General features: G+C 53.9%; 14 protein-coding genes and 1 pseudogene. 7 read left to right on the top strand and 8 right to left on the bottom strand.

The window, feature by feature from the left end; translation table 11 throughout:
• Window positions 1-231: 231 nt before the first annotated feature.
• The 3 genes and pseudogenes from tnpC to tnpA all read right to left on the bottom strand — a co-directional run.
• Window positions 232-1,206: pseudogene (gene tnpC, locus AC1DVE_RS26580) on the bottom strand (IS66 family transposase); the annotation flags it as partial.
• 61 nt (window positions 1,207-1,267) lie between these two features.
• The gene (tnpB, locus tag AC1DVE_RS26575) at window positions 1,268-1,603 is read right to left on the bottom strand and encodes an IS66 family insertion sequence element accessory protein TnpB (protein ID WP_256453175.1); all 336 of its coding nucleotides are present in this window, start codon (window positions 1,601-1,603) and stop codon (window positions 1,268-1,270) included.
• Window positions 1,600-1,917, bottom strand: a complete 318-nt coding sequence (tnpA, locus tag AC1DVE_RS26570) for an IS66-like element accessory protein TnpA (protein WP_256453176.1) — start codon at window positions 1,915-1,917, stop codon at window positions 1,600-1,602. Before tnpA ends, tnpB begins: the two co-directional genes overlap by 4 nt.
• Before the next feature lie 172 nt (window positions 1,918-2,089).
• Between tnpA and AC1DVE_RS26565 the strand changes: the two genes are divergently transcribed.
• The 3 genes from AC1DVE_RS26565 (at window position 2,090) to AC1DVE_RS26555 (ending at window position 6,300) form a co-directional block, all read left to right on the top strand.
• A complete protein-coding gene (locus AC1DVE_RS26565; RefSeq protein WP_477784337.1) occupies window positions 2,090-2,836 on the top strand; it encodes a nitroreductase in 747 nt (248 codons plus the stop codon).
• A complete protein-coding gene (locus tag AC1DVE_RS26560; RefSeq protein ID WP_477784336.1) occupies window positions 2,833-4,485 on the top strand; it encodes an AMP-binding protein in 1,653 nt (550 codons plus the stop codon). The genes AC1DVE_RS26565 and AC1DVE_RS26560 overlap by 4 nt, the downstream gene beginning before the upstream one ends.
• A 507-nt stretch (window positions 4,486-4,992) precedes the next feature.
• Window positions 4,993-6,300 carry an OprD family porin gene (locus AC1DVE_RS26555; protein WP_477784335.1) on the top strand — a complete coding sequence of 436 codons (1,308 nt, stop codon included), beginning with the start codon at window positions 4,993-4,995 and terminating at the stop codon, window positions 6,298-6,300.
• 267 nt (window positions 6,301-6,567) lie between these two features.
• On the opposite strand, the gene AC1DVE_RS26550 is transcribed toward AC1DVE_RS26555, so the two are convergent.
• From AC1DVE_RS26550 to AC1DVE_RS26540, 3 genes are all read right to left on the bottom strand, one after another.
• The gene (locus tag AC1DVE_RS26550; protein WP_477784334.1) at window positions 6,568-7,107 is read right to left on the bottom strand and encodes a TetR/AcrR family transcriptional regulator; all 540 of its coding nucleotides are present in this window, start codon (window positions 7,105-7,107) and stop codon (window positions 6,568-6,570) included.
• A gap of 515 nt (window positions 7,108-7,622) precedes the next feature.
• Window positions 7,623-8,993: an outer membrane protein transport protein gene (locus AC1DVE_RS26545; protein WP_477784333.1), complete on the bottom strand. Its 1,371-nt coding sequence runs from the start codon at window positions 8,991-8,993 to the stop codon at window positions 7,623-7,625.
• Between the two features lie 342 nt (window positions 8,994-9,335).
• Window positions 9,336-10,979, bottom strand: a complete 1,644-nt coding sequence (locus tag AC1DVE_RS26540; RefSeq protein WP_477784332.1) for a GMC oxidoreductase — start codon at window positions 10,977-10,979, stop codon at window positions 9,336-9,338.
• 184 nt (window positions 10,980-11,163) lie between these two features.
• Here AC1DVE_RS26540 and AC1DVE_RS26535 point away from each other — a divergent pair, with 184 nt between their 5' ends.
• From AC1DVE_RS26535 to AC1DVE_RS26520, 4 genes are read left to right on the top strand one after another with little or no spacing between them, the layout of a single operon-like run.
• Window positions 11,164-12,009 (top strand): alpha/beta fold hydrolase, encoded by an 846-nt coding sequence (locus AC1DVE_RS26535; protein WP_477784331.1) that lies wholly within the window; start codon window positions 11,164-11,166, stop codon window positions 12,007-12,009.
• A gap of 35 nt (window positions 12,010-12,044) precedes the next feature.
• Window positions 12,045-12,443 (top strand): helicase, encoded by a 399-nt coding sequence (locus tag AC1DVE_RS26530; protein ID WP_477784330.1) that lies wholly within the window; start codon window positions 12,045-12,047, stop codon window positions 12,441-12,443.
• Between the two features lie 20 nt (window positions 12,444-12,463).
• Complete coding sequence (locus AC1DVE_RS26525) at window positions 12,464-13,177, top strand: winged helix-turn-helix transcriptional regulator (RefSeq protein WP_477784329.1); 714 nt, start codon at window positions 12,464-12,466, stop codon at window positions 13,175-13,177.
• Window positions 13,167-14,423 (top strand): NADH:flavin oxidoreductase/NADH oxidase family protein, encoded by a 1,257-nt coding sequence (locus tag AC1DVE_RS26520; protein ID WP_477784328.1) that lies wholly within the window; start codon window positions 13,167-13,169, stop codon window positions 14,421-14,423. Before AC1DVE_RS26525 ends, AC1DVE_RS26520 begins: the two co-directional genes overlap by 11 nt.
• Before the next feature lie 347 nt (window positions 14,424-14,770).
• Here the strand turns inward: AC1DVE_RS26520 and AC1DVE_RS26515 are convergent, their stop codons facing one another.
• Both AC1DVE_RS26515 and AC1DVE_RS26510 read right to left on the bottom strand, forming a co-directional pair.
• Window positions 14,771-15,802, bottom strand: coding sequence for a tyrosine-type recombinase/integrase (locus AC1DVE_RS26515; RefSeq protein ID WP_223531540.1), 1,032 nt, complete (start codon window positions 15,800-15,802; stop codon window positions 14,771-14,773).
• 1 nt (window position 15,803) lies between these two features.
• Entirely contained in the window at window positions 15,804-16,010 is a 207-nt protein-coding gene (locus tag AC1DVE_RS26510; RefSeq protein ID WP_223531539.1) for a DUF4224 domain-containing protein, read from the bottom strand.
• Between the last annotated feature and the right edge of the window lie 17 nt (window positions 16,011-16,027).

Here is a 16,027-nt window from a genome sequence, read left to right as displayed (position 1 = left end):
GGCATGTCTCCTTGGACACAACCCACATCTACGCGGAAGTCGATCTCGAAATGAAGGCCAAGGCGCTTGCATGTTTGGACGTGACAAATGTGCCTAAGGCTGTGCGCCTGCGACCGAATTCAGCATCTCTCATGGCGTTCATGCGGGGGTTGTAGCATGAATTTATGTGCCACTTTTTGCGCCGGACTCCCGATTGGGAGGCGGCGCCCCTTACCCCCGCAACATAACTCAGGCCGCAACATAACCGGCAAAATCATCGCAAACCAGCTTGCCATTCCACTGGCCAAGAAAATTGCGTGCATGTTCGCCCGCCCGGCTCGGGCTGAAGTCGTACACCACTGCCTTGAGCGCCGAAAAAGGCGTGGTGCAGTAGGCCCAGACGTAAGCACGGTGGGTTTTCTTCTCGCCCGGCGCGAGCATCTGTACCGGCGTTTCGTCAGCGTGGATCACACCTTGAGCAAGCACTGTTTCGCGCAGCGCATCGACCAAGGGCTGGAGCTGCACACCGGTTTGGCCGACCCATTGCGCCAGGGTCGAGCGGGCGATAGCCAGGCCGGCGCGGCCAAAGATTTTCTCTTGCCGATACAGCGGCAAATGGTCGGCGAACTTGGCCACCATCACGTGAGCCAGCAGCCCTGCGGTCGGGATGCCCTTGTCGATGACCTGGGCCGGAACCGGAGCCTGACTCAGCGTTTCACATTTGCGGCAGACCCATTTCCCGCGCACATGCTGCTCGACGGTGAACACGCCCGGGATGTAATCCAGCTTCTCGCTGACGTCTTCGCCGATGCGCTGGAGCTGGCAGCCGCAGGCGCACTGGGTGGTGTCGGGTTCGTGATAAATCACGGTACGCGGAAACTGCGCTGGCAAGGAAACACGCTTGGGCTGCTTGCGTGGTTCGGCCGGCGCAGCCGGCGGATTCAGCGCCTTCAGCTCGGCTTCGATGGCCGCGATGTCGGTGTCGAGCAGGTCGTCGAGCAGGCTGCCTTGGGCAGGGCTCAGTTGCTCGCTGCGCTTGGCAAACTTGTTACGTTTGAACCAGGCGATTTCGTGGGTGAGCTGCTCGATGATGGTTTGGTCGCGGTCGTTCTTCTTGCCCATCCGGTCGACCTGCTGCCCGAGAGAATCAACCTGGGACAGCAACTGCGCCGCGAGGGCACGCAGTTGGTCTGGGGACATTTGGTCGAGATTGGGCGATGAAGTCATGCCGCGAATTTTGCCAGAGCAAGCCGTTTGCGGCGATAGACCAATGGGCTAATGGCGGGCGTTAAAGCAGTGTGATTGCACCGCCCGCCCCAACGCGCTGCCAAGGCAGACCGAGCACCAAGGCCTGAAGTTGCTCGGTATCCAGCTCCATCTCGCAGCCATTCCGAATACCGGGCCAGTGAAACTTGCCTTGGTTCAACCGGCGAGCAGCCAGCCAGACGCCAATCCCGTCATGCACCAGCACTTTCATACGAGTGGCGCGGCGGTTGGCGAACAGATAAGCACAGTGCGGCTTCGCCGCACCGAACACCGCGATCACCCTGGCCAGCGCCGTTTCAGTACCGGCACGCATGTCCATGGGCTCGGTGGCAAGCCAGATGGCGTCGATGCGAATCATTGAGTGAGTCCACGGACAAAGCGGGCGCAGCCTTCAGGATCGGACGTTGGCCATTTCACTGTGATCGATTGCTCGCCAAGCGGCAACTCAATGGTCGCCAACGCTTCCACCTGCCGTTTAGGCGTAGCTTTCAACGGAACGAAAGCCGGCAACGCCGCTGGTAGCTGATCTCGATAAAGCGGTAGCCACTTGCGGATAACGTTGGCATTGATGCCGTGGCTGATGGCAACGCTGGATAGGGTTGCGCCCGGTTGCAGACATTCCTGAACAACCTGGGCTTTGAACGGTTTCGGGTAAGAGCTTCGTTGGCGCATGGAAATCCTGACGTTAAGGGCGATCGCGTCCGCTTAAAAATACGCGGACACCATCGCCCTTAACGCTGGAGTTCGGAAGGTGTGTTGGCTGGACGCTTACAGAAAGGCTACAGCCCTGTCTAGCTAATACCATGATGCATCCGCCTGTAACTGAATCCGTGGACTCTAACGCATGAAAGTGAATCGCTTATCCCAACCGCCAGTATCGTCTGAACTGCTTAGCCAAACGGTTGATTGGGCGATAGCTTCACGACGCAGCATTCGGGCTTTTTTGCCCACTCCTGTGCCACGCGAAGAAATTGAATCGATCCTTGATATCGCTCGATTCTGCGCAACGGGAGTGAACATGCAGCCTTGGCGTGTCCATGTTGTCACTGGAGAAGCAAAGGCTCGTCTTTCATGCGCCATTGCGGAAATTGACAACAATCCGTCACTCAGCAACAACCTTGAAGACGCATACGAATATTACCCACGCGAATGGACTTCGCCATACGTGGATCGGAGACGGAAAGTAGGTTGGGAACTCTATGGACTGCTGGGGATTGCAAAGGGTGACAAGCAGCGGATGCATGTGCAACACGGTCGCAATTACCATTTCTTTGATGCACCAGTCGGCTTGATCTTCACCATTGATCGAGTGCTAAAGGAAGGGAGTCTCCTTGACTACGGAATGTTTCTGCAGGCCGTGATGGTGGCAGCGCGAGGGAGGAAGTTGCACACCTGCCCACAAGCAGCCTTTTTGAAATATCACCACGTTATTTCGGAAGCTCTTGCGATCCCCACTGATCAAATGCTGGTTTGCGGAATGAGTCTTGGATACGCCGACGAAACCAGTATTGAGAACACCCTGGTTACTGATCGGGAGCCGGTGAGCGCGTTTTCTACTTTTCATCACAATAATAAGGAGACAACACCATGAAACCTGGTGCTTATGAGAATGGGCTTGATCACTGCAAGGCAAACTATTTGCCCCTGACTCCACTTGGATTTCTAGATCGCGCAGCACTTGTGCACCCGGATCGGATAGCTGTAGTTCATGGAGAACTTCGCAGAACCTGGAGTGAAACTCGCGAACGGTGCTATCGACTAGCCTCAGCACTATCCGAAAAAGGCATGGGTGCGGGAGACACCATTTCAATTCTTTCTCCCAATACCCCTGCCATGCTTGAAGCGCATTTTGGGATACCCCTCTGCGGCGCGGTACTGAATACAGTTAACTACCGCCTGGATGCTGAAGGAGTGGCATTCATACTTCGTCATGGGGAATGCAAGCTCCTCTTGGTGGATCGAGAGTTTGCTGCACTGGCTGATGCCGCTCTTGAGCTCCTGGAGCACCGTCCGTTGGTCATCGACATCAATGACCACCTGGCGCCCATTTGCAAAAGCATTGGAGACATCGATTACGAAACCTTCATTGGCAGCGGTAGTCCAGATTTCGAAGGGGTATGGCCTAGCGATGAGTGGCAGCCGATAGCGCTCAATTACACCTCAGGTACAACCGGCGATCCAAAGGGTGTCGTCGCTAGCCATCGCGGCACATACCTCATGAGCATGCTGCAGATGACTAACTGGCCGCTTTCTCGGGCTCCTCGTTACCTGTGGACACTCCCTATGTTTCACGCTAACGGATGGTGCTTTACGTGGGCTATCACTGCGGCGGCCGGCACGCACGTGTGCCTGAGAAAAGTTTCCGCAGAGACGGTATTTGAGTCGATAGATAACTATGGTGTCGATCACTTCTGTGCGGCGCCTATTGTTATGGCCATGATTGCGAACGCCGCAGACTGTCCTCCGCTTAAAACTCCGGTTCGAGTGCTGACTGCTGGTTCCCCACCTCCGGCCACCGTACTCAACGCCGTAGTCTCACGAGGCTTCGACGTTGACCACGTTTATGGGATTACTGAAGTTTCCGGCACCCCGATTAGCTGCGTATGGCAAGACGGCTGGGACGATTTAACACCGAGTGAGCAAGGCGCTTTCCGTGTACGCCAAGGGGCTCGTGCGGCAGCCTTCGAAGGCTTAATGGTCGCTGACTCCGAAACTATGCAGCCAGTACCAAAAGACGGCCAAACAACTGGTGAGCTGCTGCTCAAGGGCAACACCGTGATGATGGGTTATCTGAAGAATGAAAGCGCAACCCGAAAAGCCTTTGAAGGCGGCTGGTTTCATACTGGTGATGTAGCAGTTGTGCATCCCAACGGTTATGTACAAATTACCGACCGTTGCAAGGACGTCATTATTTCCGGAGGGGAGAATATCTCGTCCGTAGAGATCGAAGAAACCATCCACTGTCATCCAGCTGTTTTACATGCCGCAGTCGTCGCTCAGCCTGATGACAAATGGGGGGAAGTCCCATGCGCGTTTGTTGAACTAAAAAGTGGTATTGAACCTCCCACCGAGGCAGAAATAATTGTGTTCTGCCAGACCCGTCTTGCTCGATTCAAATGCCCTCGCAGAGTGATCTTTACGGAGTTGCCAAAAACCGCAACTGGGAAAATCCAGAAGTTTTTACTTCGAGATCAAGCAGGCAGTCGCGATGCAATTGTCCGTTTAGCTTCAAACTGCTAGGGCGTGTTCAACTCGCTCCTAGGGGTAGCTGAATTGTTGGGTATGGATGAAATTATAGAAACTAATTTCCACTCATAGGCCCACGAAAAACTACCATCGCATCGTCGACATACATTTGGGTCGTAGATATAGCTCGCACGGCGTTACTAATTAGGTAGTGAGTAGTTGTGCGCGCTGCAAAGAAGTGAAAGGTGCCTGCAGTGCCGAGCAGTAATAAAAACTACTATTGGTCGCGGCCATCACTTCTCGCGCACAATTTTCATATATGGATGTTGTAAGCGACTCAAGGGGAAGTTTGCCTGGATAAAAAAAGCCCAAAATCCATCTGGAGTCAGAAAGGTGGATTGCACCAGTAGATGCGATGGAGGGAACTCCCAGTGCGCATATTAAGTTGATGTGTTCGCGTGAGCGAACTCTGTGTGGGATTCGTGTGTGTTGCGTTGGCTTGGAAGATTTCCTTGGTGCTTCTGTTACTTACAAATTATAAAAAAAATCGGAGCGTTATAAGTGAACGTAAAGAAAATTTCTGCAACTTTGGTGTTTGGCAGCATTGCCCTAAGTGGCCAGGCGTTTGCTGACTTCCTAAGTGATAGCAAAGCTACCTTGGGAATGAGGAATTTCTACTTCAATAACGACAACCGTGATGGCACCGCTGCCCCTTCGAAAACCGAGGAGTGGGCGCAGGGTTTCATGTTGGACTTCAAGTCGGGATATACCGATGGCGCCGTTGGTTTTGGTGTTGATACCCTGGGGTTGCTGGGCATTACCCTGGATACTGGCAAGGGACGACACGTCGGGAGCTCTATGATTCCCTCGGACAGTGACAACCGCGCCGTCGACGAGTGGAGCCGGCTGGGGCTGACCGGAAAAGTCAAAATGTCGAAGACCGAACTGCGCTACGGCACCTTGATTCCGAAACTTCCGATTCTGGTCGCCAACGATGGACGGGTGCTTCCACAAACCTTCGAGGGCGGCCAAATCACCTCGAGCGAGTTCAAGGATCTGACCCTGACGGGTGGGCGAATTGAACATGCAACAGGTCGCGGTTCAACTGATCAGACAGGGCTGGCAGCTATGGGCGGTACGCGTGAAAGCAACCAATTCGACTTCGTCGGGGGCGACTGGAAAGTCACCAAGGATCTGACGGCTCAGTACTACTATGCCCATCTCGAGAACTACTATAACCAGCAGTTTTTCGGACTGATTCACAYGCTTGCGTTCTCGGACAACCAATCCCTGAAAACCGACCTGCGCTACTTCAAAACTGACTCGTCAGGTGAAAACAGCTCCGGTACATCGGGTTACAGAATCAGTGGCTACACCAAAAACGGTGATGGCGTGATCGACAACCGTCTCTGGAGCGCAGCATTGATATACACCCTTGGCGGCCATGCGATAACTGCGGGCTACCAAAGCGTTTCGGACGGTAGCAGCTTCACCCAGCTCAACCAAGGTAGCTTGGTAGATAAAGGCGCCGGAGGCAGCAGCTTGTACCTGTATACAGACCGACTGATCCAGAGCTTCACCCGTGCAGGGGAGCGTACATCATTCGGTCAATACGCCTATGACTTTGCCGCCCTGGGTGTCCCAGGCCTGAAAGCCTCGGTCATGTACGTCTCCGGGGACAATATCAAGACGAGATCCGGCGACAATCAGAAAGAATGGGAAAGGGATATCTTTCTGGACTACGTCCTTCAGTCGGGAGCGCTCAAAGGTGTTGGCTTTGGCTGGCGTAACGGTAAATCCAACAGCGAAGCCGCCCGTGATCAAGATCAGAACCGGGTATTTGTAAGCTACAGCATTCCACTTCTCTAAGGGCGCAGCATAAACGTATCGCGCTCATTTCGAGAGTTCTAAGCTGGTCAATTTGCCTCTGCGCTGACACGTCCTGTTGACGCCGACGCCGAATTGACCCACGTGCTGAAGCAAGACTGACCCACCTCAAAATCTGCACAAATCTCGCATGGGCAATGGTTCGAGAGGAACAGACTGGGTCAGTGACATCTCGGCAACTGGGTCAATTCGGCATCGGTGCCAACAATTAGGGCTCTTGCGGGCGAAACACATGCTTCTAGGCGCTAACTAAATGGCGAGCGACAGCTTACAGCTGTCCAGGATTTCGTCGGCTAGCAGCGCATCATCTGGGCAGGCCCGCGACAGTACAATGGCTCCGACCGCTTGTGCCAACAATGAAACTGCCTTGGCACGGGCTTCCTTTTGCTCGTTAGCGGATAGCCCGGAACTCAAGCCTGATATTAGCTTCTCTATGCCAGTCTCAAATACGGACTTGATTTCTATATGTCGACGAGCAGCATCGCCACCGAGCGCAGCGATCGCGCACCCTTGGCCGACTGAGTCACGGTGAGCACGGGAAACGTAGTAATTGATGAAGTCACTCGCATTGGAGTCAGCAGTCATTTGGGAAAGAGCAAACGACGTAGCTTCGATCATCAGTGTCGACTTTGAGCTGAATTGGTTGTAAAATCCTCCATGAGTGAGTCCGACCCCCGCCATCAATTCCTTAACCCCGATACCGTCATAGCCGCGCTCGCGGAACAGCACTGAAGCTGACTCAACAACGCGTACCCGATTTTTCCGCGCCTGTGCTTTGCTGTTTCTCATTTTCAGACCTCATTTCACAATCTTATTAATTAGCTGAGTTGGGGAAAGGATGACTAAAATCAAAACACTTGCCGTGTGGTGTTATTGCTATAGTTTTGTGATCTAGTCGAGTTTGTGGGGCGCCTTGCCATTATCGGCGACTTGAAAAGCCACTATGAAAAAATGGTGTGCCGAGACAATGTTATAATCTGAGTGTCGAGTCAGGATTTTTCCTTGTATCGTCGACAGGGGTGACTTTGGTGCCTCGGCTATTGAGACGATCGCTTTTAGTACCGACTCAGATATGCCTATTAGTAGATTTATGCCCTCATGTCGCTATGGGTTCCTTCTGTTTCTGAAGATTTCAGGGTTCAAGTCGAAGAGTTTGGCATTGCATCATCCGAATTTTTCCAGTCGGGATATCCGAGTGGCTTAAGTACTGGGGCGATTCATGTTCCTTTATAAGAAACGCGCAACGCCCTCTTAGTCAGCAAGAATGATGATGGCATCATTCAAGATGCCACGCCAAAGGGACGTCAAAATCGATGTGTTAGCTGTGCTGCTATAATGTGTGCGCTATTGTTGTATTTAGCGCTAAATCCAGGTTGTATACCGTTTGTATCGGTTTGATTAACAGATGTGGTTGACTCCCATAGATAGGTATAGGCTATATCGATAGTCAGATCAGAGTTGGGTGAGTAAGCAGCACCAAAAGCCAAGGCTTTTCGGTTTCCTACTGGAAGTCGCACGCTTCGGTCGGAGTTGCGGGCCGGCGAAGGATCAGAAGCCAAGCCACTGCGAAGTAGCCACTGCGAAGAGAGTTGGTACGAGACGCCAATAGCTGTCGACACAGTATTATGAAGTTTAAAGTCGTCTCCAACGGTTCCGAATCCTAACTGTTGGCCTAGGGAGGGTAATCCACTATTGATTGCTTCAATCCTCTGGATTCGACTCCACCGAGTCCAGATAGCACCTGCGTAACCAGTCCAGCGCTCATCAAAGCGATGAGTGAACGATGTATCCACTGACTCTGGTAGTGTCACATCCATCTTGTTGTTATATTTTCCATCGAGGCCAAGTGCGCCGGGACTGTCGCTTATTTTAGTGTGGCCATCAGCATGGAAGTCAAGTTTTGAGTGGTAAGTTAATCCCCATGTGGTTGATTCGTTCATGTCAATCATCAGGCCAACGTTATAGCCAATGGCAGTGCCATTGCTTTTTACAGTAAGCTGTGTGTCCTTTCCATCATTCAAAGCTCCTGTGGCTAAATAGGACTGGATGTTGTTCTCAATACGATTGAATGTGGTGCCAATGCCAATAGCTACTTGATCGTTTAAGCGGTACGAGACAGCAGGGTGCAATGTTTTAACCTGAACCTTGCTGTAGGAGCCATGGTAGCGACCTTGGAAGGAACTCTCATAATCATTAACGAGGCCGTATGACGCATACAGACCAATGCCAGCGGTAAAGCGATCGTCGATTGGCGAGGAGAAGTATCCAAAAGGAATAGCTGTAAGAGGTACTGAGTTGCCGTCAGTGGTACCTGGGGCAGTACTTCTTGCATCGCTTATGTTAACGTTTGCGTCAATTAATGCCAGTCCGCCGCTGACCTCTATTTTTTTGATTTTACTTAAACCCGCTGGATTACCATACACGGTGCTTGCGTCTATTGCTGACGAAGAGCGGCCAGCATAAGCAGTCCCCGCAGCACTAGCGCTTTGTTCGTTGAGCGCAAGTCCATTTGCCCATGAAGCAGATGGAGTCCCTAGTGTTAGTAGTAGAGTCGCCCCGAAGAGTATTGAACTACGCGGGGTAAGGTCTGAGTTTGTTTTAAGTTTAGATTGGACGTCAGGGCAGGGGTGAGGTGTCACGCCAGTTGAAGGTTCAACTGTTTTTTTTGTATTCATTGAATGACCCATTTTTGTTTTTATGCTTAGGCGATGGTGCCGTTTCCCGCGAAGGATGGCAGTTCTTTAATATGACCAATCTGGTTCTGTCTTGATGTGGTTTTTTATCGATTTAAAAGTTCTCTTACGGCTTTTTTAGAAGGGTTCTGTAGAAGGCGTAATTCGCGTCGTCCTGTATGACTTTTGGACAAGGATAGTTGTACCCCTGGCAAAACCAGCGCAAACGCAGTCGCTAATCGGCCTCTGCAATTCGAGACGCTTACCAGAGTCTTGGTCGCCGCATCCACGTGGCGCAACGGTTCTGCTCTAGTTGCCGAGCGCGTTCGCCCGTAAAGCAACCCGTTATTCCAATTGGGTCATCGCAATCCGAGTTTCGATTTGAGGTTTCCCTTTCACTGGTATGTACGACATCGCGTGTTCCGCTAGTGCAGTGATCGTCAGACTTGGGTTCACGCCAAGGTTGGCACTGAGCATTGATCCGTCGCAGATCAGGAGGTTGCGATATCCAAACACTCTATTTTGCGCGTCCATGACACCATGGCCGTCGGATTCCGCCATGGCGCAACCGCCCATGCAATGCGCGGTTGTTGGAATGTTGAACAGAATTTCGCTGAGGAAGGTGGTCGCTATACCACCTAGTGCCTTGGCACCCTTCTCGACGAAGGCATTCGCTTGCGGGATGAACGTAGGAATTGGGCCGCCTTCTGTCACTAGACGGCTTCCAAACGGCCAGTACCAGCGACGTTTAAGACGCATATTGATATGAGCATCGACCGTTTGCATCACAAGCAACAACATGTTTTCCCGTGCGAAGCCTCTGGGGTTGTGTACCCGTAGGGCCTGCATCGGGTGCCTGAGTAATGTCAGTATCCAAGTACCAATTCGCCTCCAGCCAGGGCGACCACCGCTCATCAGCGTCATCATCAGCCCTATGGCATCTGACCCTTCCGGATAGCGTACGACACCTATATGAGTATGCTCGTCCAAGTAGATACTGGCCCCGCCCGCCAAGCCTGGCGACATACTTTTATCTGTGGAAGGGAAGCGGACGCCGATAAGTGACTCGGCATTGGTGCGTATCCGTTTACCCAGATCCTGACTGATACTAGGCAGAGAGCCTTTCTCCCTGAGCCGGAACAGCAACTCCATCGTCCCTAACGAGGATGCCGCGAACACCACGCCTCGGGCGCGGAGGACCCGCTTACTCTTGCGGAACCAGGAAGTCGAACATTGCGTGTGGATCTCGTAGCCATCGCTGCCGTCCACCTTGCCATTCAACGGTCGGACGTCTACGACTTGAGTTTCCGCAAAGACTTGAGCTCCGTGCTTCTCAGCCAAAAACAGGTAGTTCTTGTCGAGTGTGTTCTTGGCATTGTGCCGGCAGCCCATCATGCAGCCGCCGCAGCCCACGCAACTGCCTCGCTCAGGGCCTTCACCGCCGAAGTACGGATCGGGATAGGTTTTGCCCGCGACCTCGCCCTCTGGAGCGAAGAAGGTACCAACATTGGGTGCGTGAAAGGTGTGGGCGACGCCATTTAGCTCCGCCATCCTTTTAAGACGCAAATCCGCTTCTCCCAGGATTTTGCCCTCAGTCACTCCCAGCATTCTCTCGGCCTCTGCATAGTGCCTTGGCATGATGCTCTTCCAATCTGCCAGACCTGCCCATGAGCCCTCGTCCCATACCTTATCGGAAGGCCTCAGCAGTGCGTTGGCGTAGGTGATGGAGCCTCCGCCGACCGCATTGCCGCTTGCGACGACCACGTGTCGAAACATCCGCATGTTGTAGAAGCCGAACATTTTCAGCGCAGGCATCCACATCCATCTACGCAGATCCCAGTTGCTTTTCGGAAAGTCCTCGGCACGCCAACGGCGCCCCATTTCCATCACGCCAACACGGTAGCCCTTCTCCGTCAGCCGGTGCGCCGAAACGCTGCCGCCGAAGCCCGAGCCTATGACGATGAAGTCAAAGTCGAAAACCAGTTCCACGTTACGCTCCCATTTTTATTTTTTTGGAGAGGTCATGGCCTGCAAAAGCAGAGCAAGGCCCAGTCACGAATCCACTATACGATTCGTATTTCATTAATGCTATATTTATTGTATAGTAAATACCGACGATCACAGGCTAGAATTGCTCCAGCCTCAGAATCCGAAACCGCTCGTGAGGAAAGACATGACCGATACGCATCAGACTGCCCAAACTCGCTTCAGCGAGATCGATGGCGACCGCTTCGCCTACCGCAGGTGGGGAAATACGGCCACCGAACAGCCGCCGCTGCTGATGCTTCAGCACTTTCGCGGTGGCATGGATCACTGGGATCCGCTGATGACCGACGGCTTGGCCCAGGGCCGGGAAGTGATCCTCTTTAATGGTCGTGGCGTGGCCTCTTCCTCCGGCCAGCCACGTCGTCGTATTGAAGACATGGCTGATGATGCCGCCGCCTTCGTACATGTCTTGGGCCTGGAGAAAATCGATGTATTGGGCTTCTCACTTGGCGGCTTCCAGGCGTTGGATCTGACATGGCGACATCCCACACTTGTTCGTAAGCTGATGCTATTGGGTACAGGCCCGCGTGGAGGCAACCCGGACATGGAGCCTAAGGTGCTGACGACCGCGCCGCGTCCAGTTCCGACCTACGAAGACTTTGAGTACCTGTTTTTTGGCCGCTCCGAGGTGGCAAAGCGAGCTGCAAGCGAATTCTGGGAGCGCCGGCATCAACGCGAGGATCAGGATCCGCCTACTTCGCAGGAGGTTGCATCAGCGCAGATCGAGGCAAACATGCTGTATCTGCCGAGGGTGTCCGAAGAGGATCCGTTTGCCTACTTACGTCAAATCAAGCAACCGACGTTTATCCTTAATGGCGTGAACGACGTAATGATTCCGACCATCAACTCGTTCTACATGGCGCGCAATCTGCCGAACGCGCAGTTATTTATTTATCCGGACGCCGGGCACGGCGCTCAGTTCCAGTACCCGGAGCGCTTTCTCTATCACGCCGCCAGGTTTCTCAGCGAATAACGTCAACCCCGATCCACCGACTCAAGGTTGTCACCATGATCAAGTTCAAATTTCTATTGTGGATGTTCACTCAACTGCTGAAACGGCAGGTCAGGATAAACCCCAATTGCGCCCGCTACATCGCAGGCGAGGATCTTGTGTTCCAGATCCGTACCGATGCTGGTATCGGCCGCTATTTCGTCATCCGAAACGGCGCCATCCGCTCCGTTGCCGGCCTGGCCGACAATCCGCGCTTCACTTTGAAATTTAAAGACGCCGATAAGGGTTTTGCAATTCTCTCGGCCAAGGACAGCCAGGCAGCGTTCCTCAGAGGGCTGGGTAGCGAGGAGTTGGTTATCAGCGGTGATTTCCTCAAGGTAATGTTTTTCCAGGGACTGACTGCTTACCTGCAGCCACCCAAAGTGGTCGCTCCCTATGACCGCACTGCTTTTTAACGACGGTGGCGCCAGACAAAATGCTAAACAAGACCTATGGGCAGCTTTGTCCGATTGCCAGAAGCCTCGATGTGCTAGGCGAGCGCTGGACGCTTTTGGTGCTCCGCGAACTGCTATTGGGCCCAAAGCGGTTCAAAGAGCTGTTGGCGGTATTGCCTGCAATGGGGACTAACCGGTTGTCCGCACGCCTGAAGGTGCTGGTAGACAACGGAATCGCCAAGCCTGCTACAGAGCCAATTGCCGCCTACGAACTAACGGAGTTGGGGGAGCAGTTGCGTAAACCACTGCTCACGCTAGGACTCTGGGGGCTGAGCTTGCCAGTGGACGAACGCATCGATCCCGCGACTGCACGCGCTGAACTCATAGCCCTCAGCCTCACGGGCATTGGCCGCTCCGATGCAAGCACTGGATTACGCGCCACATACGAGTTTCACGTGGGCGAGGAAGTCTTCCATATACGCGTGGATGACAGCGAGATACTCGCGCGCTCAGGTTATGCCCCAGCGGCCGATGTGGTCATCCACTGCGATCTGAATACCTTCATGGCGCTGGCCCTACGACAAATTTCGCCGGCAGATGCGTTGCGCGAAGGTCGGGCTCATCTACCGCACACACAGCTCGAAACCTTCGAGCAACTGTTTCAAGTGCTCGAATTCAATCCGGAAAACTTACCGGACACATTGCTTGCTGCTCTTCCTCATTCCAGCCTTGTGGGAACACCAGATGAAAGCTGAAACAAACCTGCTGAACCAATCCCTGCAACTGCCCAACGGAAGCATGCTGCGCAATCGACTGGCCAAGGCATCGATGAGCGAGACGCTCGGCACTTACGATAACCGTCCCACCCTAGGGCTGGTCGAACTCTACCGTCGCTGGGCAGCTTCCGGTCTGGGACTTATCATTACGGGGAATGTGATGATTGACCGTCGCGCCCTTGGCGAACCGGGCAATGTCGTCATTGAGGACGAGAAAGATCTGCCGGTACTGCGACAGTGGGCGAAGGTTGCTACCGACCAGGGGGCGGCGATCTGGGTGCAACTCAACCACCCTGGCAAACAATCGACAAAGGGGCTGAACGCCAGCAACCTTGCTCCATCGGCTGTTCCGTTCCGAGAGGATATGGCTGCCTTTTTCGAAACCCCACGTGAAGCCACTGTTGCCGAGATCCAAGACATCATCGAGCGCTTCGGGCGGAGTGCTGCCATCTGCAAAAAAGCTGGATTCGGCGGCGTGGAAATCCACGGAGCACACGGCTACCTAATCAATCAGTTTCTCTCACCCCATCACAATCGGCGCGAAGACGAATGGGGTGGCACACCGGAGAAGCGTCGCCGTTTTGTGCTGGCCGTCTACGCCGAAATTCGACGCCAGGTCGGAGCGGACTTTCCGGTGGGGATTAAACTCAACTCGGCTGATTTCCAGCGTGGTGGCTTCACTGAAGAGGAGTCGATGGAAACTATCCGCGCGCTGATCGACGCTGGTATTGATTTGATCGAGATATCCGGCGGCACCTACGAGGCTCCAGCCATGAGTGGTGCGATGCATGAGCCGAAAAAAGGCTCTACCGTAGCGCGCGAAGCCTACTTCTTAGAGTTCGCCGCGAAGGTTCGAGCTAACGTGCAAGTGCCCTTGATGGTCACAGGCGGTTTTCGCACTGCGGCTGGGATGAACGAGGCACTGCGCTCCGGATCACTAGATGTGGTCGGTCTGGCACGACTGCTGGCCATTGATCCGGATGCCCCAGCGGCATTGCTGAAGGGGAGCGACAGCAATCAACAGGTGCGACCAATCAATACCGGCATCAAGGCCGTGGATCGCATGGGGATTATGGAAGTCCTCTGGTACACCGGACAACTCAAACGCATTGCCAAAGGTGGCGAACCTCGCCCCAACGAAAGTGGATTCTGGGCGTTCCTTAAAGCTGCGTTCGGCAGCGGGTGGGGGGCATTCCGCACTCGCCGCTTGCGGGCCCGCTCCTGAAACCGGCATAAGCTGCGAGTCCCGAGACGCTGCCCTCAGCACTCAGCATCACTCGGCCGCTTAATTGCAGTACTGGCGTTGACCTCTTACTCGGGTCGTCCTTTGTCTCGCCGATAGACTCAATTGACAACAAAGCCCCTGGGGTTCTCAAAACCGAGGCAGCTCGTATGTTGAGGGTATGCATAGAGGTAGAGAAAATTTCGAACTGAGAATATTTCTTTATTTTCAGCGACATAGAGAACGGTTCGATTCCGGCTTCGGCACCATTTAAAATCAAGGGTTTGCGAGCGAAAGCTGAGCAAACTCTTGTTCGTTTCTGGTCCGCAATTATTGATCTGGTCCGCAATTCACTTCGTTGGAGATACCTTTTTCCCTTTTCGATTGCGGATGTACTGCTCGGTCATTACGACGGTCGTATGCCCCAGTTGATCTCTGGCCTGCAAAATATCGCCGCTTGACTCCGCCTTGTCCGTGCCGGCTTTAGCGCGCAAATCGCGCATCTGGAACTCGGATTTTGCAACCCCGGCTGCTTCTCTGGCCAAGTCAAACCTTCCCCGCAACATCGCCATCGACATTGGTGTGCCATCCTCGGTAACGATCAGTCGCGTTGAGCGGACCTTGTGTTCTGACTTTCGGGACATGATTCGATCAATCAAAACCTTCAGCTCCCCAGTGATTTCGATTCGGCGCTTGGCGTTTGTCTTGCCCTGCAGCACCCATATCTGACCCTCTCGGACGTCGCGCTCATCCATCAATCGAGTGTCGGTCACCCGTTGGCCAGTCAAATAGGCAAGGTCCATCGCATCCCGTAGACCGGCGTCAGCTTTCTCGTACACGCGCTTGAACAGTGCGTCCTCAATGTAGATGTCCCGCCCCGTCTCCTTGTTTCCCTTGATTCCTGCGCAAGGGTTGGCGAGCGCGGTATAGCCGATATCCCGGGCGAAGTTCCAGATTGCACTGAGCAGGGCCTTCTCCCTGTTGGCGCGCACTGGCGCGGCCTTGCGCCAGGTCAGGTATTGGCGGACGTGCAGGGGCTGGATTGTTTCGAGCGGGGCCGGCGGGTCGTCGAAGAATGACATCAGGTTTTTCAACTCCCTGACGTTGTCTTTTTGCGTTGCTGGTTTCTTTGATGGCACCACGTCGACCAAATACTTTTCGGCCACGTAACGGAAGGTGATCACCTTGGCCACCAGGTCGGTGGCGGTGCGATCACGCTCGAGTTTCGCGTACTCCATGATCGCCAGACCGTAATCGCTGCCCAGCGGAATTTCTTTGCGGTCCTTGCCGCCGGTGTCGTAATAATAGAAAACCCGGCCGCTGGCTTTCTTGCGCTCTCTCAGCCGGGCGACTGATCCGGGTTTGCTTGGTCGTCGTCCCATGTCAGCTAGCCTTGCGTGGTGTCCATGCGGGTTTCTCTGGCTCAAACATACCGACCGCGGTCACGGCCATCGCCGTGACACTTGGCCAGCCATTCACCTTAATGGTGTGCCTGACGCCGTTCTTCTTCAGGTTGAGGATCTGGCCTGCCTTGTTCCGCGCGCCGGTAAGCTCGCAGACCTCCGTGTGGGAAAGAAACTGAATGTTCATAAGCGTCTCCATGCCGC

This window comes from Pseudomonas sp. P4_B4 (assembly GCF_056402255.1).
This window is presented reverse-complemented; position numbering and strand designations above follow the sequence as displayed.